Raw genomic sequence first — 19,944 nt, forward strand, 5'->3', positions numbered from 1 at the left:
ATTGCATATGTTGCAACGCATGCCCGGAGGAACGCTCCATGAAGCTCTCCCCCCACCTTCCCGCCCTGCTCCTGGCCGCCCTGGTCGTCACCGCCTGCGCGCCCCAGACCTCCTCCAACTCCTCCTCCGACAAGGACGAGAAGACCGGCACCCTGCGCGTCTGGCTCTTCCAGGAGGTCGGCAACAAGCCGAAGGAGAAGGTCGTCGACTCCGTCGTGTCCGCCTTCGAGAAGGCCCACGACGGCACCAAGGTCGACGTCGAGTACATCCCGGTCGAGACCCGCGCCCAGCGCGTCAAGGCCGCCTTCAACGACCCCTCCTCCGCACCCGACGTCATGGAGTACGGCAACACCGACACCGCCGGCTACGTGAAGGACGGCGGACTCCTCGACGTCACCAAGGAGTTCGCCCACTGGAACGAGGCCAAGGACACCGACCCCACCGCCAGACAGTCGGTCACCGTGGACGGCAAGATCTACGGCTCGCCCTTCTACGTCGGCGTCCGCGCCCTGTACTACCGCACCGACGTCTTCAAGGAACTAGGCCTCGAAGTCCCGAGGACGATGGCCGAGTTGGCCACCACGGCCCGCACGATCCGCGCCGCGAGGCCCGAGTTGTACGGCCTCGTCGTCGGCGGCGCCTACACGTACGGCGCGATGCCCTTCATCTGGGCGGCCGGCGGCGAACTCGCCGACGGCAAGGGCGGGTCGTACGCCTCCGAGATCGACAGCGCGGCCGCGCAGAAGGGCATCAAGGAGTACACCTCGCTCTTCACCGACACCAACTGTCCCGCCGCGAAGTGCGCCGGGATGGGCGGCAACGACACCATCACCGCGTTCGCGGCGGGCAAGGCCGGGATGGCGATCGGGGGCGACTTCAGCCACACGGCCGTGGAGGCCGGGAAGGTCAGGGGTGAGTACGCGGTCGTGCCGCTGCCCGGGATCACCGCGGGGTCGATCGCTCCCGCCTTCGCGGGCGGCAACAACATCGGCGTGCTGAAGAGCACGGCCCACCGGACGCTCGCCGTCGACCTGATGGAACAGCTCACCTCGAAGAAGACGCAGGCGTCGATGTTCGGCGCGATGGGGTTCCTGCCGACGTTCGCGGACGTCCGGCAGCGGGCCGCCTCCGAGCAGCCGTACGTGAAGCCCTTCGCGCAGACCCTCGCCGCCGGGACGAAGTTCGTGCCCGCCTCGCCCGCCTGGTCGCAGATCGACTCCTCGCTGGTGCTGCCGACGATGTTCCAGGAGGTCATCAGCGGCAAGAAGGACGTGGCGGCGGCCTCCCGTGAAGCGGCGAAGAAGATGAACGCCGCGTTCGGCACCGTCGGATGACCTCGGTGACGTCAGTGATCAACCGCACCACCCGGGCACCCTGGCTCTATCTCGCCCCCGCTCTCGTCGTCCTGGGCGGACTGCTCGTCTACCCCGTCTACCAGCTCGGTCTGATCTCCTTCTTCCGGTACACCCAGGCCCAGGTCAGCGGCGGGGAACCGACCGCCTTCGAGGGGTTCGGGAACTACTCCGCGCTCCTCTCCGACCCGCAGTTCTGGCAGGTGCTGCTGGCCACCGTCCTGTTCGCGGCGGCCTGCGTCATGTCGACGCTCGCCGTCGGGTGCGCGCTGGCCGTGCTCCTCACACGGGTACGGGCCGTGCCGCGGCTGGCGTTGATGCTGGCCGCGCTCGGGGCGTGGGCGACACCGGCGGTGACGGGGTCGACGGTCTGGCTGCTCCTCTTCGACCCCGACTTCGGACCGGTGAACCGCGTCCTCGGGCTCGGCGACCACTCGTGGACGTACGGGCGGGTCAGCGCCTTCCTCCTCGTACTCCTCGAAGTCGTCTGGTGCTCCTTCCCGTTCGTGATGGTCACGGTGTACGCCGGGATCCGAGCCGTGCCGGGCGAGGTGCTGGAGGCGGCCGCGCTGGACGGGGCCTCGCAGTGGCGGATCTGGCGGTCGGTGCTCGCGCCGATGCTGAGGCCGATCCTGGCCGTCGTCACCATCCAGTCGGTCATCTGGGACTTCAAGGTCTTCACCCAGATCTACGTCATGACGAACGGCGGCGGCATCGCCGGACAGAACCTCGTCCTGAACGTCTACGCCTACCAACAGGCCTTCGCCTCCTCGCAGTACAGCCTCGGCGCGGCGATCGGCGTCGTGATGCTGCTGATCCTGCTCGCCGTGACACTGGTGTACCTGCGGCTGCTGACCCGCCAGGGGGAGGAACTGTGAGCCTTCCACGCGCGCGGTTGTCCCTACGGCGTCCGTGGCGGCTGGCCGCCGAAGGGTCCGCGTTGCTGATCGCGGTCGTCGTCGCCTTCCCCCTCTACTGGATGGTGCTCAGCGCCTTCAAACCGGCAGGAGAGATCGAGTCCACCGAGCCCCGGCCCTGGACGCTCTCGCCCTCGCTCGATTCCTTCCGGCGGGTGTTCGGGCAGCAGGATTTCGGTCGGTATTTCGTCAACAGCCTTGTCGTGGCGGGCAGTGTCGTGATCGTCTCGGCGCTGATCGCGTTTCTCGCGGCGACCGCCGTGACACGATTCCGCTTCCGCTTCCGGACCACCCTGCTGATCATGTTTCTCGTGGCCCAGATGGTGCCTGTGGAGGCCCTCACCATCCCCTTGTTCTTCCAGATGCGGGACTTCGGTCTGCTGAACACGCTGGGCTCGCTGATCCTGCCCCACATCGCCTTCTCGCTGCCCTTCGCGATCTGGATGCTGAGAGGGTTCGTGAAGGCCGTACCGGAGGCTCTGGAGGAGGCCGCGTACATCGACGGGGCGAGCCGCGCGCGATTCCTGTGGCAGATTCTGTTTCCCCTCGTCCTGCCCGGCCTGGTGGCCACGAGCGTGTTCTCCTTCATCTCGGCCTGGAACGATTTCCTCTTCGCCAAGTCGTTCATCATCAGCGACACCTCGCAGTCCACGCTGCCGATGGCCCTGCTGGTCTTCTTCAAACCGGACGAGCCGGACTGGGGCGGCGTCATGGCCGCCTCGACGGTGATGACGATTCCGGTGCTGGTGTTCTTCGTACTCGTACAGCGACGCCTGGTCTCGGGGCTGGGCGGAGCGGTTAAGGACTGACGTGACTTCACTGATTCCGGCGCCGTCGAGCGTCGACAGCCCCGGTGGGCGGGTGTTCGTCCTCGGCGAGGAGACCGAGATCGAGGCCGGCCGTGGTGCCGGCGAAGTGGCCCGCTGGCTGCGCACGACGGTCGGCGCGGCGACGGGCCTGCCGCTGGAGCCGTACGCCTCCGGCGGGAGCCGCATCCGGCTGCGGATCGCGCCGCCCCTCGCCGACGAGCTCGGCCCCGAGGCGTACCGCCTCACCGTGGACGAGCACGGGGTGGTCATCGACGGGGCGAGCCGGGAGGGCTTGTTCTACGGCGCCCAGACCTTCCGTCAGCTGCTCGGCCCCGCCGCCTTCCGTCGCGCACCCATCACCTCCGAGCGGGCCTGGGAAGTACCCCCGGTCACCATCCGCGACGCACCCCGATTCCGTTGGCGCGGCCTGATGCTCGACGTCTCCCGGCACTTCATGCCCAAGGACGGAGTGCTGCGCTACCTGGATCTGATGGCCGCGCACAAACTCAACGTCTTCCACTTCCACCTGACGGACGACCAGGGCTGGCGGATCGAGATCAAGAGGTACCCCCGGCTCACCGAGGTCGGCTCATGGCGGGCCCGTACCAAATTCGGCCACCGGGCCTCACCGCTGTGGGAGGAGAAGCCGCACGGGGGCTTCTACACCCAGGACGACATCCGGGAGATCGTCGCCTACGCGGCCGAGCGGCATATCACCGTCGTCCCCGAAATCGACGTACCCGGACACTCGCAGGCCGCCATCACCGCGTACCCGGAACTCGGCAACACCGATGTCATCGACACGTCCTCCCTGTCGGTCTGGGACAACTGGGGCATCTCTCTGAACGTACTCGCCCCCACTGACAACACCCTTCGGTTCTACGAGGGCGTGTTCGAGGAACTGCTGGAGCTGTTCCCTTCCGAGTTCATTCACATCGGCGGCGACGAATGCGCCAAGGAGCAGTGGCGGGAGTCGCCCTTCGTCCAGGCCCGTATCGAGGAACTCGGCCTCGCGGACGAGGACGAGTTGCAGTCCTGGTTCATCGGACACTTCGACAAGTGGCTCTCCGCGCGCGGGCGCAGGCTCATCGGCTGGGACGAGATCCTGGAGGGCGGGCTTGCCGAAGGCGCCGCCGTCTCCTCGTGGCGCGGATACGAGGGCGGGATCGCCGCCGCACGCTCCGGCCATGACGTCGTGATGTGCCCCGAGCAGTACGTGTACCTGGACCACCGCCAGGACGCCGGCGCGGACGAGCCGGTGCCGATCGGCTATGTCCGCACCCTGGAGGACGTGTATCGCTTCGAACCCGTTCCGCCGCAGCTGACTTCGGAGGAGGCCGCGCACGTCCTGGGCACGCAGGCCAACCTGTGGACCGAGGTGATGGAGGATCACGCGCGCGTGGACTACCAGGCGTTCCCACGGCTCGCGGCCTTCGCCGAGGTGGCCTGGAGCGCCCTGCCCGCCCCGGCGGAACGGGACCTCGCGGACTTCGAGCGGCGAATGACCGCCCACTACGCGCGACTTGACGCCCTGGGCGTCGGCTACCGGCCGCCCACAGGGCCGTTGCCGTGGCAGCGGCGGCCCGGAGTGCTCGGGCGGCCCATCGACGGGACGCCTCCGAACAGATAAAGGCCCCAGGAGCCACTTAAGGGTGGCGATCGGCATATGTCGGTGATGCCGTACGAAAACGGACCATCTCCCGGACGGGGTGGGCGAATGCCACCGAATGCCTCCTAGCGGACCCCTGTCTTCGGGTGTTGCGAAGATGTGCCAGAGTTGCCACGTCCGCCCTGTCAGCACGTACCGTACGGCAGCAACAGGCAGGGCCAGGTGGGGCAGCGGGAAGGGGCAGCCGGTTTGACCACGCAAGCACCGCAGGCGAAGCAGGCCGTCACGCTGCCCACAACGCTGGACGAGGCGGTGGCGGCCCTCACGGCCATGCCCGCCGCCGTGCCCGTCGCGGGCGGCACCGACCTGATGGCCGCCGTCAACTCCGGGCAGCTCAGGCCCGCCGCGCTGGTCGGCCTCGGCAGGATCAGCGAGATCCGCGGCTGGCAGTACCAGGACGGACACGCCCTGCTCGGCGCGGGCCTCACACACGCGCGTATGGGCCGTCCCGACTTCGCCGCCCTCATCCCGGCGCTCGCGGCAGCCGCCCGCGCCGCGGGCCCGCCGCAGATCCGCAACGCGGGCACCCTGGGCGGCAACATCGCCTCGGCGGCCCCCACGGGCGACGCGCTGCCCGTACTGGCCGCCCTGGAAGCGACCCTGATCATCGCGGGCCCGGACGGGGCCCGCCGGGAGATGCCCGTCTCCCACCTGCTGGCCGGCATGGAGATGCTGCGCGCCGGAGAACTCATCGGCTTCGTCCGCGTGCCGCTGCTGCACGCCCCGCAGGTCTTCCTCAAGGTGACCGGTCGGACCGGCCCGGGCCGCGCGATGGCCTCGGTCGCGCTGGTCCTCGACCCGGCCCGGCGGGGGGTCAGGTGCGCCGTCGGTGCCATAGCGCCGATGCCGCTGCGGCCCCTGGATGCCGAGCAGTGGGTCGCCCGGCTCATCGACTGGGACAACGGCCGCGCGATCGTCCCGGAGGCCCTGGAGGCCTTCGGCGAGTACGTCGCCGCGGCCTGCATCCCCGACCCGGCACCGGCCGGGGACGGCTCCGTACCGCAGCATCCGCCCGCCGTACTGCACCTGCGGCGCACCGTCGCCGCACTGGCCCGACGAGCACTGGGGAGGGCACTGTCGTGACCGACGACCAGCACGGAGAGGGCGCACCCCGGGCCGCGGGCCGCTGGGACCCGCTGCCCCAGGGCGACTACGACGACGGCGCGACCGCCTTCGTGAAACTCCCCGAAGGAGGCATCGACGCCCTCCTGGCCTCCGCCGACAGTCCGCTCGCCGCGCGCGGGCAGGGCTATGTCCCGCCGCAGATAACGGCCGCGCCGGGCGACGGCACCGGAACCGACCCGGCGGGCACGGGCGCGTGGGGCACTCCCGCCGAGGGGGCCGGCTGGCCCGACCCGAACGCGGTGCCGCAGGGCCAGACCGGACAGTTCACGTACAACCCCGCGTCCACCCAGCAGTGGAACGTCGAGGACACCGCGCCCGCGCCCGGCCACGACGTCACCGGCCAGTGGTCGATCCCCGTCGTCGGCGGCGACCTCCCGGACGAATCGGGCGAGTTCACCACGTCGGCCCTGGTCGAGCAGTGGGGCGGCACCCCTCCCGCGACCCTGCCGGGCGGTGCGTCCGCGCCCTGGGCGACACAGCCGGCGCAGCCGTGGGGCGACCCGGCCCAGGGTGGCGCCGGAGCGGCCCCCGGGCACGGTGGCGCCTTCGGCGAGGGGCACACCGGGCACTCCCCTTCCGCCGGTGACGCCTACGCGGTGCCGGCCGCCGACGCGCAGGCCGACACGCACACCGACCTGCATGTGCCGCCCGCCGCGCACACCGAGGACCGCGCGCCCGCCGATACGTCGGAGCAGCCCGCGCCGACCGAGCCGGGCCCGGCGCCCCACGACCCCGCCGAGCCCTACGCGGACAGCCCCTCCGCAGCCGCCTCACGGCCCACTCCAGGCGCCGGTGAGGCTCCGGCCGCCCCCGAGGCCTCCGACGACGCCCAAGGGGCCGTAGAAGCCGCTGACGGCCTTGCCGAGTCCGGCGTGGAGCACGCCCCGTCCGTCGGTGACGACGAACCGGGGCCGGAAGCCGCCGAGGAGCACGCGGCCGACTCCGACTCCGACGCGGTTTCCGCCTCCGCCTCCCGCGAGGACGCGGACGATCCGGCCCCCGCACCCACCGGCGAGGAACACCCCCTCGCCTCCTTCGTCCTGCGCGTCAACGGCGTCGACCGCCCCGTCACCGACGCCTGGATCGGCGAGTCGCTGCTCTACGTACTGCGCGAGCGGCTCGGACTCGCCGGTGCCAAGGACGGCTGCTCCCAGGGCGAGTGCGGGGCGTGCAACGTCCAGGTCGACGGACGGCTCGTCGCCTCCTGCCTGGTGCCCGCCGTGACCGCCGCCGGCAGCGAGGTCCGCACCGTCGAGGGCCTCGCCGCGGACGGCCGCCCCTCGGACGTGCAGCGCGCGCTCGCCAGGTGCGGCGCAGTGCAGTGCGGCTTCTGCGTGCCGGGCATGGCGATGACCGTGCACGACCTGCTGGAGGGCAACCCGGCGCCCACCGAGATGGAGACCCGCACCGCACTGTGCGGCAACCTCTGCCGCTGCTCCGGCTACCGAGGCGTCGTCGACGCCGTCAAGGAGGTCGTCGCCGAGCGCGAGGCCCACGCGACGGGCGACGCTGAGACGGATGGCGACGAGGCACGTATTCCGCACCAGGCGGGCCCCGGGGCCGGAAGCGTCCACGCGTCGGCGTTCGACTCGCCGGGGTTCCCGGGCGCCGCCGGACCGCATGAGCAGGCGTACGGACAGGGACAGGACGGAGGCCAGGCGTGAGCAACGAAGCCGCCACCGCGACCACCGCCGCGGAGGCAGCACCCGCCCCGGAGCCGATTCCGCACGGCCTCGGCGTCTCCCTGCCGGCCGCCGACGCGCGCGCGAAAACCGAGGGCACCTTCCCGTACGCGGCGGACCTGTGGGCCGAGGGCCTGCTGTGGGCCGCCGTCCTGCGCTCCCCGCACGCGCACGCGCGCATCGTGTCCATCGACACGTCCCACGCGCGTGAGATGCCCGGAGTCCGCTCGGTCATCACCCACGAGGACGTCCCCGGCAGCCCGGTGCACGGCCGTGGCAAGGCCGACCGCCCGGTCTTCGCCTCCGAGGTCGTACGCCATCACGGCGAGCCCATCGCGGCCGTCGCCGCCGACCACCCCGACACCGCGCGCATGGCGGCGGCCGCCGTCATCGTCGAGTACGAGGTACTGGAGCCAGTCACCGACCCGGAGCAGGCCTTCGAGGCCGAGCCCCTGCACCCCGACGGCAACCTGGTCCGCCACATCCCGCTGCACCACGGCGACCCGGACGTCGTCGGCGAGATCATCGTCGAGGGCCAGTACCGCATCGGCCGCCAGGACCCCGCCCCCATCGGTGCCGAGGCCGGCCTCGCCGTGCCCCGTCCCGACGGCGGCGTCGAGCTCTACCTCGCCTCCACCGACCCGCACTCCGACCGCGACACCGCCGCCGCCTGCTACGGCCTGGAGCCCGAGCGCGTCAAGGTCGTCGTCACCGGCGTCCCCGGCGCCACCGCCGACCGCGAGGACCAGGGCTTCCAGCTCCCGCTCGGCCTGCTCGCGCTGAAGACGGGTTGCCCGGTGAAGCTCACGGCCACGCGCGAGGAGTCCTTCCTCGGCCATGTGCACCGCCATCCCACCCTGCTGAGATACCGCCACCACGCCGACGCGGACGGCAAGCTGGTGAAGGTCGAGGCGCAGATCCTGCTCGACGGGGGCGCCTACGCGGACACCTCCTCGGAGGCCCTGGCCGCCGCGGTGGGCTTCGCCTGCGGGCCGTACGTCGTCCCGAACGCCTTCATCGAGGGCTGGGCCGTCCGCACCAACAACCCGCCCTCCGGCCATGTCCGCGGCGAGGGCGCGATGCAGGTGTGCGCCGCCTACGAGGCGCAGATGGACAAGCTGGCCAAGAGGCTGGGCGTCGACCCGGCGGAACTGCGCCTGCGCAACGTCCTCGCCACCGGCGACGTCCTCCCGACCGGCCAGACCGTGACCTGCCCGGCCCCGGTCGCCGAACTGCTCCAGGCCGTACGGGACTTCCCGCTCCCCGAGCTCCCCAAGGACACCCCCGAGGACGAGTGGCTGCTGCCCGGCGGTCCCGAGGGCGCGGGCGAACCGGGCGCGGTCCGCCGGGGCGTCGGCTACGGCCTCGGCATGGTCCACATGCTCGGCACGGAAGGCGCGGACGAGGTCTCCACGGCGACCGTACGGGTCCAGGACGGTGTCGCGACGGTGCTGTGCGCGGCCGTCGAGACCGGCCAGGGCTTCACCACGCTGGCCCGCCAGATCGTCCAGGAGACGCTCGGCATCGACGAGGTGCACGTCGCTCCCGTCGACACCGACCAGCCCCCGGCCGGCCCGGGTGCGCGAGGCCGCCACACCTGGGTCTCGGGCGGCGCGGTCGAACGCGCCGCCAAGATGGTCCGCACCCAGCTCCTCCAGCCCCTGGCGCACAAGTTCGGCATGTCCACCGAGCTGCTCCAGATCACCGACGGCAAGATCACCTCGTACGACGGCGTCCTGTCGACGACCGTCACCGAGGCCATGGACGGCAAGGAACTGTGGGCGACCGCCCAGTGCCGCCCGCATCCGACCGAGCCCCTGAACGAGGCGGGCCAGGGCGACGCCTTCGTGGGGATCGCGTTCTGTGCGATCCGCGCGGTCGTCGACGTCGACGTCGAACTGGGCTCGGTCCGCGTCGTCGAGATGGCACTCGCCCAGGACGTCGGCCGGATCCTCAACCCCGCCCAGCTGGAGGCCCGTATCGAAGCGGGCGTCACCCAGGGCGTCGGGATAGCGCTGACGGAGAACCTGCGCACCGCGCGCGGGCTGATCCGCCACCCGGACCTCACGGGGTACGCGCTGCCGACGGCCCTGGACGCGCCGGACATCCGGATCGTCAAGCTCGTCGAGGAGCGGGACGTGATCGCGCCGTTCGGTGCGAAGGCGGCCAGCGCGGTGCCGGTGGTCACGTCCCCTGCTGCCGTCGCCTCCGCCGTGCGCGCGGCCACCGGCCGTCCCGTGAACCGGCTGCCGATCCGTCCGCAGGCCGCGGTGGTGACGGACCGGTGAGGTCTGCCGGTCAGGAGCTCCGCGTGAGGGTGGTTCCGGTGGGCGGCGTCCACTTCGCGTGAACGGCGTCGTCCTGGTCACCGGAGTGATGGCGGCCGGCAAGTCGACGGTCGCGCAGGCACTCGCGGAGCGGCTTCCGCGGGCGGCGCATGTCCGCGGCGACCTGTTCCGGCGGATGATCGTGTCGGGGCGCGAGGAGTACGTACCCGGGGCGTCCGGTGAGGCCGAGACGGGTGAGGCCGAAGCCCAACTGTGCCTGCGATACCGGCTGTCGGCAGCGACAGCGGACGCGTACGCGGAAGCCGGCTTCACGGCGATCGTCCAGGACGTCGTCCTGGGCGAGCACTTGACGGCGTACGTGGCGCTGGTCCGGACGCGCCCCCTGTACGTCGTGGTCCTGGCCCCGGACGCAGAGACGGTGGCCGCCCGGGAGGCGGGCCGGACCAAGTCGGGCTACGACGACGCGGTTTGGACGATCCCCGCGCTGGACGAGGCACTACGGGCGTCGACGCCACGGATCGGCCTGTGGCTGGACACCTCCGAGCTCACCCCGGCGCAGTCGGTGGAGGCGATCCTCGCGGGGCGGGAACGCGCGAGGGTGCTCTGACGTCTCCCTGATACGGGGGGGGGCGTTGTCAGTGGCGGCGCGTAGTGTTTCGAGCAGTGGGGGACAAGCGCCGACCGAACTGGTTCGCCGTGCCGTGCCCTGCCAGGGGACCGTGAGAGACGTGCCCAGGGGACTGTGCAAGGAAACACACGGGGGAGCCATGAGCACGACCGATGCCGCCGTAGCGGCGATCAGACTGACCGAGGACGAACTGCGCCCGTACATCACTCACGTGTCCACACGCCGCTGGCTCAGCGGCCCCGGACTGCCCGGCGACAGCGACCTGTTCACCTTCGAGGAACTGCGCCGCGACGGCCTGCGCACGGTGGCCGACGCGACGGCCGACCCGGCCGGACGGCTCAGCGACGGGCTGCGCGACCAACTGGTGATAGGCGGACTGACGGACCTGCACGGCATGGAAACGGAGTCGGTCCTGCTCGACGGAGCCACGGGCGAGGTCTCGACGACGGCCTTCTTCCACGCCCGCCCCGACCTGATGGACCGCACCCCTCTGGCCCCGTCGCTCCCCACGCTGGTCCGCTTCGCGACGGCGACGGACGAACTGACGGAGGTGCGCGGCCAGTTCGCCGCGTACGCCGGCCGCTTCGGTCCCACCGCGGTGGAGGAGGCGACCCGTCAGCTGCTGACGGTGTTCGAGGAGGGCATGGGCGGCGCGATACCGACGTTCTGGAAGATCGCGGCCCTGATCCGACCGCTGGCCCTGGTGGCGGGCCCCGGCACGGACTCCGGCCTGGCCCTGGACCTGCCGCCGCGCCTGCTGGACCAGGAGTTCGGCCGGAACCGGGTCGCCCGCTTCGAGGACATCGACTTCCCGTCCACGCTCACCCATGCCCCGACCCGCCGTTTCCTGGCGGAGACGGGTCTGCCGGAGGACGGCGTCCTCTTCCACACCGACCCGGACGCCCCGCTCCCGACCCTCGCCGAGCACCAGACCGACCGGCTGGTCGCCCTCCCGCCCCGGGCCGACCACCTGATCGTCCTGGGCCACCTGATCGAGGACAACACCCTGGTGGTCGACGGCGAGACGGGCGCGGTCCTGAACTGGAGCGAGCGGGAAGCGACCCTCCACCCCCTCAACACCGACATCTCCACCCTCGCCTTCACCCTCTGGCTCCTGCACCGAGAGCGACAGATAGACGAGTCGCTCGCCCACGAGCTGACGAACTCCCTGTACGTCCAGGTCGCCAAGACGATGATCCGGGCCCTCTCCACCATCGACCCCACGGGCACGACGACGGACGCCGACTGGCACTACTGGACGGAGCTGTTCCAGGACGAGGCAGGCGGAGTGCTCTGACCGCCGTCACGCCACGGGGCCACCGAGGGGTGGTGCCGCAGCGGCCGGCCCTCCGTGCTGCCGGTCGGCTGGGTGATCATCGCCGTCGGTAGCAGGGCGCCCGTCATCGTCGAGCGCCAGACCCGGGTCCTGTATCTCTTCCTCCGGGGATGGGCCCTCTACCTCCTTGGTCACCATCCGGTTCCCCGGTCACCGAAAAGTGCGTTCTTCCATGTCAGCGCACACTCTCTTACGGTTCCTGAGTAACCACAGGAGACCGCAAGGTCCTCGACTGACGAGCACGGGCCCACGATGCCCGGCCAAGGAGGCGGACGGCATGGCCATCACTCTGGTGAACCCCAGCGGATTGCCCAAGATCGATGTCTACCGGCAGGTGTCGATCGCGACGGGATCGAAGCTGGTCTTCATCGCCGGGCAGGTCGCCTGGGACGCCGAGGGCGTCACGGTCGGCGAAGGCGACCTCGCCGCGCAGGTCGAGCAGTGCTACCTCAACATCGGCACCGCCCTGGCCGAGGCCGGCGGCTCCTTCGACGACGTGGCGAAACTGACCTTCTACGTCGTCGACTGGACTCCCGACAAGATGCCCCCGCTCCTGGAGGGGATCTCCCGGGCGGCCGCGACGCTGGGGATCACCCCGGTCCCACCGGCCACACTGCTGGGTGTCGCGGCACTCGACGTCCCCGACCACCTGGTCGAGATCGAGGCCACCGCGATCCTCGACTGAGACGGACGAACGGAAGGGCGGCACTCCCGAAGAAGTGCCGCCCTTCCGTTCTGCCTGGTCACTCGCCAGAGGCCGTGGCGGGAATCGAACCCGCGTAACTCGCTTTGCAGGCGAGTCCCTGAACCACTCGGGCACACGGCCGGGTCGGTGTGGAGTGGGGTGCTCCTGCCGAGGTCGGTGGAATGAACGTAGGGCGGGGAGGAGGGTGGGTTCAAGGGGGCCGCGGGGGCTGCAACGGGACTGCCATACGGCGTTCATGAACGGGGCCGTGCGGGGGCGGTCGTACGTCCAAGGTCTTAGGGGGAGGCGGTCTCTTGACAGGGGTCAACGTGGGTTGTGGGACTTACTCTGGCGGGCATGGCAGCTCTCGAACCGCGTGACGTCGGTGTCACTGATGACTCTGTGGGCCCGTTCGCCGGTGAGGTCGGGGAGGGGGTGCTGGGGCGGTCCTATCGGGCGCTCAGTATCGGGATCGTCTCCGTCGTGCTGCTGATCGCGTTCGAGGCGACCGCTGTCGGGACCGCGATGCCCGTGGCCGCGCGGGAGTTGGACGGGGTCGCGCTGTACGCGTTCGCGTTCTCCGGGTACTTCACCACCAGCCTGTTCGGGATGGTGTTGTCCGGGCAGTGGTCGGATCGGCGGGGGCCGCTCGGGGCGTTGGGGAGCGGGATCGCCGCGTTCGCCGCCGGGTTGCTGGTGTCCGGGACCGCCACGGCGATGTGGCAGTTCATTCTCGGGCGGGCCGTGCAGGGGCTCGGGGGCGGGCTCGTCATCGTGGCGTTGTACGTCGTGGTGGGGCGGGCGTATCCCGAGCGGCTGCGGCCCGCGATCATGGCCGCGTTCGCCGCGGCGTGGGTCGTGCCGTCGATCGTGGGGCCGCTCGCGGCCGGAGCGGTGACCGAGCATCTCGGGTGGCGGTGGGTGTTCGTGGGGATTCCGGTGCTCGTCGTCTTTCCCCTGGCCCTCGCGCTGCCGCAGATACGGCGGCTGGCGGGAGGGCCGGTCGACGACGCCCACGGGAAGGCCTCCTTCGACCGTCGCCGCATCCGGCTCGCCCTCGCGATCTCCCTCGGCGCGGGGCTCCTCCAGTACGCCGCCCAGGACCTGCGCCCTCTCTCCCTGCTCCCGGGCCTCGCGGGCGCCGCGCTGCTCGTACCGGCCGTGCACGGGCTGCTGCCGCGCGGTACGTACCGGGCGGCGCGGGGGCTGCCCTCCGTCGTGCTGCTGCGCGGGGTCGCCGCGGGGTCGTTCGTCGCCGCCGAGTCCTTCGTGCCGTTGATGCTGGTCACCCAGCGGGGGCTGTCGCCGACGCTGGCCGGGTTCTCGCTCGCGGCGGGCGGCGGTACGTGGGCGCTGGGGTCGTGGGTGCAGTCACGGCCGTGGGTGGAGCCGTACCGGGGGCGGCTGATGACCGTGGGGATGGTGCTGGTCGCCGCCGCGATCGCCGCCGCGCCGAGTGTGCTGATCCACTCCGTGCCGGTCTGGACCGTCGCCGTGGCCTGGGGGTTCGGCTGTTTCGGGATGGGACTGGTGATCGCCTCCACCAGCGTGCTTCTGCTGCATCTCTCCGCCCCCGAGGAAGCCGGCACCAACTCCGCCGCCCTCCAGATCTCCGACGGCCTCTCCAACGCCGTCCTGCTGGCGGCGGGCGGGGCGGCCTTCGCCGCGCTGGGCGGGGGCACGGTGAGCCATACGGCGAGTGAGGCGGCCGGCTCGCAGCATCCGCTGGCCTTCGCCGTGGTGTTCCTGCCGATGGCGGGGGTGGCGTTGGTGGGGGCGTGGGTGACGACGCGGTTGCGAGGCGGTGCCGTGGTATCAAGATGACCCCATGAGCGGTACCGTTTTGGTATGGCTATGAATCTTCGTCTGCGTGAAGACCAGCAGGAGGCGCTCAAGCTGCGCGCCGAGGAGGAGGGGCGCAGCATGCACGCCATAGTGCTCCAGGCGATCGACAGGTATCTGGAGCAGGAGGCCGACCGGGGCACGGTCCGCAAGCTCGGCGCCAAGTATGCGGCGGGCCACGCCGACCTGCTGCGGAGGCTGGGGGAGTAGATGAAGTACCTCACGGTCCAGGAGGTGCTGGACCTGGCGGAGCTGGCTTGCGGGGAGCAGACCCGGGTCGCCGTGCGTGACCTGGGTCTGCTCAGCTCGGCCGCCCACCGTCCCCGGTCGCAGATGTTCGGGGTCGAGGCGTACACGGACCTCTTCGAGAAGGCCGCGGCGCTGCTCCAGTCACTTGCTGTGAACCATCCCCTGGTGGACGGCAACAAGCGCATGGCGTGGATGTGCACGGTCGTCTTCCTCGACTTCAACGGCACCGAGATGCTCGATGTCGACCAGGACGAGGCGTACAAGCTGGTCATCGAAGTGGCGGCCGGCGATCTGGAGGACGTCGGGCTGATCGCCCTGCGTCTGAGGGCGCTGCACGACGCGATGTGACCTCGGTCCCACCCGCCGGTGCCCCGGCCCCGTCCGCGCGTTGACGCGACCGGGCCGCCGGTAAGGTGACCCGGTCGTCATACACAGGCGACGGCACTGCCGACCAACCTGCCAACCTGCCAACCTGCCAACCTGCCGAAGAACCTGTCGACAGACACAGCCCAAGACACAGCCCAAGACGCAGTCGTATACGCACCGAGCCGCTCGACCCCCGACGGAGACCGTGACTACCACCGCCGCCTCCTCCCACCACCTTTCTCCCGCCTTCCCCGGCCGCGCCCCCTGGGGCACGGCCAACAAGCTGCGTGCCTGGCAGCAGGGGGCGATGGAGAGATACGTCCAGGAGCAGCCGCGTGACTTCCTGGCCGTCGCGACCCCCGGTGCGGGCAAGACGACCTTCGCCCTCACCCTCGCCTCCTGGCTGCTGCACCACCATGTCGTGCAGCAGGTGACCGTCGTCGCGCCGACCGAGCATCTGAAGAAGCAGTGGGCCGAGGCGGCCGCGCGGATAGGGATCAAGCTGGATCCCGAGTACAGCGCGGGCCCGATCGGCAAGGACTACCACGGCGTCGCCGTCACCTACGCGGGTGTGGGCGTACGGCCCATGCTGCACCGCAACCGTGTCGAGCAGCGCAAGACGCTCGTCATCCTCGACGAGATCCACCACGCCGGTGACAGCAAGTCGTGGGGCGAGGCCTGCCTCGAAGCCTTCGAGCCGGCCACGCGACGGCTCGCGCTCACCGGTACGCCCTTCCGGTCCGACACCAACCCCATCCCCTTCGTGACGTACGAGGAGGGCAACGACGGGATCCGGCGGTCGGCCGCCGACTACACCTACGGCTACGGCAACGCGCTCGCCGACCACGTCGTGCGGCCCGTCATCTTCCTGTCCTACAGCGGGCAGATGCGGTGGCGGACCAAGGCCGGTGACGAGATCGCCGCCCGGCTCGGCGAACCCATGACCAAGGACGCGATCAGCCAGGCCTGGCGTACGGCCCTGGATCCGCGCGGTGAGTGGATGCCCAGCGTGCTGCGGGCCGCCGACCAGCGGCTCACCGAGGTCAGGAAGGGGATCCCGGACGCCGGGGCCCTCGTCATCGCCTCCGACCAGGAATCGGCCCGGGCCTACGCCAAGCTCATCCGTGAGATCACGGGCTCCAAGGCCACCCTCGTCCTCTCCGACGACACCGGAGCGTCCAAGCGGATCGACGCCTTCAGCGCGAGCAACGACCGGTGGATGGTCGCCGTCCGCATGGTGTCCGAGGGCGTCGACGTCCCGCGGCTCGCGGTCGGGGTGTACGCCACCACCATCTCGACGCCCCTCTTCTTCGCCCAGGCCGTCGGCCGTTTCGTACGGTCCCGGCGGCGCGGCGAGACCGCCTCCGTCTTCCTCCCGACCGTCCCGGACCTCCTCACCTTCGCCAACGAGATGGAGGTCGAGCGCGACCACGCCCTCGACAAGCCGAAGAAGGAGGGCGAGGAGGACCCCTACGCCGAGTCCGAGAAGGAGATGGAGGAGGCGAACAAGGAGGAGGACGAGGACACCGGTGAGCAGGAGCAGTTCGCCTTCGAGGCGCTGGAGTCCGACGCCGTCTTCGACCGCGTCCTCTACGACGGAGCCGAGTTCGGCATGCAGGCGCACCCGGGGAGCGAGGAGGAGCAGGACTACCTCGGCATCCCGGGGCTGCTCGAACCCGACCAGGTGCAGCTCCTCCTCCAGAAGCGGCAGGCGCGGCAGATCGCGCACAGCCGCAAGAAGCCGGACTCGGAGGCCGACCTCCTGGAGATGCCCGCCGAGCGGCGCCCCGTCGTCTCCCACAAGGAGATGATGGAGCTGCGCAAGCAGCTCAACACCATGGTCAGCGCGTACACCCACCAGAGCGGCAAGCCCCACGGAGTGATCCACACCGAGCTGCGCCGGGTGTGCGGCGGCCCGCCGAGCGCCGAGGCCACGGCCGGGCAGCTGCGGCAGCGGATCGCCAAGGTGCAGGAGTGGGCCACGCGGATGCGGTGACGAGGACACCTGTCCCGCGACGGCTGCATCGGGTGTGTCGGATGTGCCGGATGCGGGAGTGTCGGCCGTCCGGGGGGCGCTCACGCGGTTCTGCGCGCCATCGCCGGAGTGGCTCGCGCCCGCACGTATCCGGGCAAACGGAGCGGTCCGTACCGGCTGCTGCCCGGATTCTGGACGGAGGCTTCCGCTGAGCGAACCCGCTTCGCTACTGTCCCGCTACGCACACGCCCCGTGGCAGCGCCGCCGCGGAGCGCAGCCGTGAAGCGACGCGGCCCGGAAACAGACCGGGCCGCCGGCCGATCGGCGGCCTCTGAAGCGCGTCGCCGACGGGACTTGGTGACGCATCCGTCGCGAGGGGGCTGCCGACCTCACCACTTGGAGGAGTGGGCGTCGTGACCGCGGAGACCTCTCAGACGCTTGACCGGGGACTGCGCGTCCTCAAGCTCCTGGCCGATACGGACCACGGGCTCACCGTCACCGAGCTTTCCAACAAACTGGGCGTGAACAGGACCGTTGTGTACCGGTTGCTGGCCACGCTGGAGCAGCACGCACTCGTACGGCGTGATCTGGGCGGGCGTGCCCGCGTGGGACTCGGGGTGCTGCGGCTGGGGCGGCAGGTGCATCCGCTGGTGCGGGAGGCCGCGCTGCCCGCGCTGCGCTCGCTCGCGGAGGACATCGGGGCGACGGCTCACCTCACGTTGGTGGACGGTGCGGAGGCACTGGCCGTGGCCGTCGTGGAGCCCACCTGGACGGACTACCACGTGGCGTACCGGGCGGGGTTCCGGCATCCCCTGGACCGTGGGGCCGCGGGGCGGGCCATTCTCGCGGCCAGGCAGCAGGGCTTCGGCGAGCCGGGGTACATGCTGACCCACGGGGAGCTCGAAGCCGGTGCCAGCGGGGCGGCCGCGCCGCTGCTGGGAGTCACCGGGGTCGAGGGCAGCGTCGGCGTGGTGATGCTGGCCGACGCGGTGCCGGAACGGGTGGGGCCGCGGGTGGTGGACGCGGCACGGGAGGTCGCGGAAGCGCTGCGCTGAGCGCTGCGCTGCGCTGAACCGGGGTGCAGGGCGGGGCGTTGGGTGGCGGCAGCCGACGGAGCCGGGGTCGGCGACGGCCGGTGACCGTACCCCGTCGAGCGGACGGTGGATCGTGTCCGGACGGTACCCGGGTGGTCAACCGCCGGGCGGCGCACACCAGCCGACCTGGCGGCAAGGCGTCCGCCGGTCCTTGGGCGGACAGCGGATCGAGTCCGGCGCACAGACGGCGACCGGACCGTCGGCTACGGCCCCTTCGGCCTCCAAGCTCTCAACGGCACCCGGCACCCGGCACCCGGCACCCGGCACCCGGCACCCGGCCCCGGCACCCGGCCCCGGCTCGACCGGCTCACTCGGCGCGCCCAGTCCGCCCAGTTCACCCACCCCGACCCAACACCGGCCCCACCCCCGCCAGCGTCCTCAACTGCAGCCACAGCACCAACCGCTCGTCGGGATCGTCCAGGTCCACCCCGACGTGTTCCCGTACCTGCTTCAAGCGGTAGCGGCATGTGTTCGGATGCACGGCGAGCAGTTTCGCCGCCCCCGCCATGTCGCAGCCCGCGTCGAACCAGCACACCAGCGTGCGCGCGTAGTCGGTGCCGTGCGCACCGTCGTGGGCCAGCACCCGCTGCCACGCCCCCGTGCTCAACTCCCGCCGCTCGCCGAGCACTTCGGTCAGCCGCAGCAGGGTGACGCGCGGGCGGACCTCCTCGACGGTGGCCACGGGCAGGGACGGCCCCAGCACCCGCAGCACCAGGTCGGCGTCCGCCCGTGACAGCGCCGCCTCCCCGAGACCCGCCACCACCTCGCCCAGTCCCGCCCGCACCGGCACCCTGAGGGCCTGTCCTGCCCGTGCCACGATGTCCTCGGCCAGCCGCTTGTGACGGCCCCCGGCGTACTCCCCGGCGGCCGGCAACAGCGCGTACACCACCCCGTCGACCGGCACACACGCGTGCCGCCCGTAACGGGCCTCGCACTGCAGCCGTACGACGTCCAGCAGCCGCAGCCCGGTCTGCTCGGCGTCCGGAAGGCCGGCCACGTCCAGGACGAACGCGGCCACCCGGACGGGACCCTCGACTCCCAGCCGGTCGGCGGCCGTCACCGCGTCCGCAGTGCCGTCCAGCAGCCGGCGCAGCAGATCGCTGTTCTGGTGCCGGGCCAGCTCCTGTGCCGCCCGTGCCCGCAGCAACAGCAGTGCCGCCGTCGACGCCCCCTGTGCGAGCGTCTCCCGCGCGTCCGCCGCGAGCGTGCCGTCGTCGACGACCCACACCGACCCGAGGGTCTCCCCGCCGGCCCGGACGGCGACCGCGAGGCGGGGCAGGCAGTCGTCCCGGAGCGCGGGCAGCGACAGGGGGCCGTCGGCGGCGAACAGCGCCCGGTAGTCCTCGGAGTTCTCGGGGCTGTCCGGCACCTGGAGGCCCAGGATGCCCTGGCGGCGGTTCTCGTCGACCGGCTGGTGGGGGACCGTGGAGTAGGCGAGGATCCGCCGGCGCGGGTCCTCCACGAGGGTGGCCCCGCCGGTCGCCGTCGCGATGGCGTCGGCGAGCGCGAAGAGGTCGCCGTGGCCGCCCGCGGGGGACACCGGCCGGGCGCCGATCGCCGAGGCCAGCAGCAGATGTGCCCGGTGCCAGGCGGTGTCGGCGGCGACGGACAGCAGCGCCACGCCGTGCGCCGCCGCCTCGGCCGTCGGTCCGTCCGGACCGCGCACCACGATCCCGGTCATCGCGGCCTCGGCGGCCCTCCTCACCAGCGGCCCGGCCGCCGCTGCCGGTACCCCGACCGCCAGCAGCAGCGCGCCCGGCACCCGCGGGAGCGGGGCGTGGGGGTCGTACAGGAGGACCTCGGTGACCGGGTCGGTGAGTCCGGCGGGGGCGGTGTGCAGACGTACGGAGGTGCCGACGACGTCCAGGAGGTCGCCCAGGGTGAAGGTGTCCATGAGCGCCCTCGTGGCTGGTGGTTTGGCGGATCC

At 71.5% G+C, this 19,944-nt stretch carries 16 protein-coding genes and 1 tRNA gene; 15 read left to right on the forward strand and 2 right to left on the reverse strand.

The genetic code is table 11. The features are described 5' to 3' along the window. Positions 1 to 38 precede the first annotated feature (38 nt). From ACZ48Z_RS35335 to ACZ48Z_RS35380, 10 genes are all read left to right on the forward strand, one after another. Positions 39 to 1,334: an extracellular solute-binding protein gene (locus tag ACZ48Z_RS35335; RefSeq protein WP_468739996.1), complete on the forward strand. Its 1,296-nt coding sequence runs from the start codon at positions 39 to 41 to the stop codon at positions 1,332 to 1,334. Then, positions 1,331 to 2,230 (forward strand): carbohydrate ABC transporter permease, encoded by a 900-nt coding sequence (locus tag ACZ48Z_RS35340; protein ID WP_468739997.1) that lies wholly within the window; start codon positions 1,331 to 1,333, stop codon positions 2,228 to 2,230. The genes ACZ48Z_RS35335 and ACZ48Z_RS35340 overlap by 4 nt, the downstream gene beginning before the upstream one ends. Next, positions 2,227 to 3,078 (forward strand): carbohydrate ABC transporter permease, encoded by an 852-nt coding sequence (locus ACZ48Z_RS35345; RefSeq protein WP_468739998.1) that lies wholly within the window; start codon positions 2,227 to 2,229, stop codon positions 3,076 to 3,078. The genes ACZ48Z_RS35340 and ACZ48Z_RS35345 overlap by 4 nt, the downstream gene beginning before the upstream one ends. A gap of 1 nt (position 3,079) precedes the next feature. Beyond that, the gene (locus ACZ48Z_RS35350) at positions 3,080 to 4,708 is read left to right on the forward strand and encodes a beta-N-acetylhexosaminidase (protein ID WP_468739999.1); all 1,629 of its coding nucleotides are present in this window, start codon (positions 3,080 to 3,082) and stop codon (positions 4,706 to 4,708) included. Positions 4,709 to 4,936: 228 nt separating this feature from the next. Further along, positions 4,937 to 5,830, forward strand: a complete 894-nt coding sequence (locus ACZ48Z_RS35355) for an FAD binding domain-containing protein (protein ID WP_468740000.1) — start codon at positions 4,937 to 4,939, stop codon at positions 5,828 to 5,830. Next, positions 5,827 to 7,536, forward strand: a complete 1,710-nt coding sequence (locus tag ACZ48Z_RS35360; protein ID WP_468740001.1) for a (2Fe-2S)-binding protein — start codon at positions 5,827 to 5,829, stop codon at positions 7,534 to 7,536. Before ACZ48Z_RS35355 ends, ACZ48Z_RS35360 begins: the two co-directional genes overlap by 4 nt. Beyond that, positions 7,533 to 9,842: a xanthine dehydrogenase family protein molybdopterin-binding subunit gene (locus tag ACZ48Z_RS35365; RefSeq protein ID WP_468740002.1), complete on the forward strand. Its 2,310-nt coding sequence runs from the start codon at positions 7,533 to 7,535 to the stop codon at positions 9,840 to 9,842. Before ACZ48Z_RS35360 ends, ACZ48Z_RS35365 begins: the two co-directional genes overlap by 4 nt. Before the next feature lie 58 nt (positions 9,843 to 9,900). Beyond that, positions 9,901 to 10,449, forward strand: coding sequence for an AAA family ATPase (locus ACZ48Z_RS35370; RefSeq protein WP_468740003.1), 549 nt, complete (start codon positions 9,901 to 9,903; stop codon positions 10,447 to 10,449). A gap of 160 nt (positions 10,450 to 10,609) precedes the next feature. After that, positions 10,610 to 11,767: an SUKH-4 family immunity protein gene (locus ACZ48Z_RS35375; protein WP_468740004.1), complete on the forward strand. Its 1,158-nt coding sequence runs from the start codon at positions 10,610 to 10,612 to the stop codon at positions 11,765 to 11,767. A gap of 316 nt (positions 11,768 to 12,083) precedes the next feature. After that, a complete protein-coding gene (locus tag ACZ48Z_RS35380) occupies positions 12,084 to 12,491 on the forward strand; it encodes a RidA family protein (protein WP_468740005.1) in 408 nt (135 codons plus the stop codon). A gap of 69 nt (positions 12,492 to 12,560) precedes the next feature. Here ACZ48Z_RS35380 and ACZ48Z_RS35385 read toward each other — a convergent pair. Then, positions 12,561 to 12,632, reverse strand: a tRNA-Cys gene (locus ACZ48Z_RS35385). 216 nt (positions 12,633 to 12,848) lie between these two features. On the opposite strand from ACZ48Z_RS35385, the gene ACZ48Z_RS35390 reads away from it, so the two are divergent. The 5 genes from ACZ48Z_RS35390 (at position 12,849) to ACZ48Z_RS35410 (ending at position 17,978) form a co-directional block, all read left to right on the forward strand. Then, complete coding sequence (locus ACZ48Z_RS35390) at positions 12,849 to 14,315, forward strand: MFS transporter (protein ID WP_468740006.1); 1,467 nt, start codon at positions 12,849 to 12,851, stop codon at positions 14,313 to 14,315. Between the two features lie 30 nt (positions 14,316 to 14,345). Further along, positions 14,346 to 14,543 (forward strand): Arc family DNA-binding protein, encoded by a 198-nt coding sequence (locus ACZ48Z_RS35395; RefSeq protein ID WP_468740059.1) that lies wholly within the window; start codon positions 14,346 to 14,348, stop codon positions 14,541 to 14,543. Next, positions 14,544 to 14,930, forward strand: coding sequence for a type II toxin-antitoxin system death-on-curing family toxin (locus ACZ48Z_RS35400; RefSeq protein WP_468740007.1), 387 nt, complete (start codon positions 14,544 to 14,546; stop codon positions 14,928 to 14,930). A gap of 223 nt (positions 14,931 to 15,153) precedes the next feature. Continuing rightward, positions 15,154 to 16,944, forward strand: a complete 1,791-nt coding sequence (locus ACZ48Z_RS35405; RefSeq protein ID WP_468740008.1) for a DEAD/DEAH box helicase — start codon at positions 15,154 to 15,156, stop codon at positions 16,942 to 16,944. A gap of 392 nt (positions 16,945 to 17,336) precedes the next feature. Continuing rightward, positions 17,337 to 17,978 carry an IclR family transcriptional regulator gene (locus ACZ48Z_RS35410; protein ID WP_031041623.1) on the forward strand — a complete coding sequence of 214 codons (642 nt, stop codon included), beginning with the start codon at positions 17,337 to 17,339 and terminating at the stop codon, positions 17,976 to 17,978. 373 nt (positions 17,979 to 18,351) lie between these two features. Here the strand turns inward: ACZ48Z_RS35410 and ACZ48Z_RS35415 are convergent, their stop codons facing one another. Further along, positions 18,352 to 19,911 carry a PucR family transcriptional regulator gene (locus ACZ48Z_RS35415; protein ID WP_468740009.1) on the reverse strand — a complete coding sequence of 520 codons (1,560 nt, stop codon included), beginning with the start codon at positions 19,909 to 19,911 and terminating at the stop codon, positions 18,352 to 18,354. Positions 19,912 to 19,944 lie beyond the last annotated feature (33 nt).

This window comes from Streptomyces sp. NPDC031225 (genome assembly GCF_055570355.1).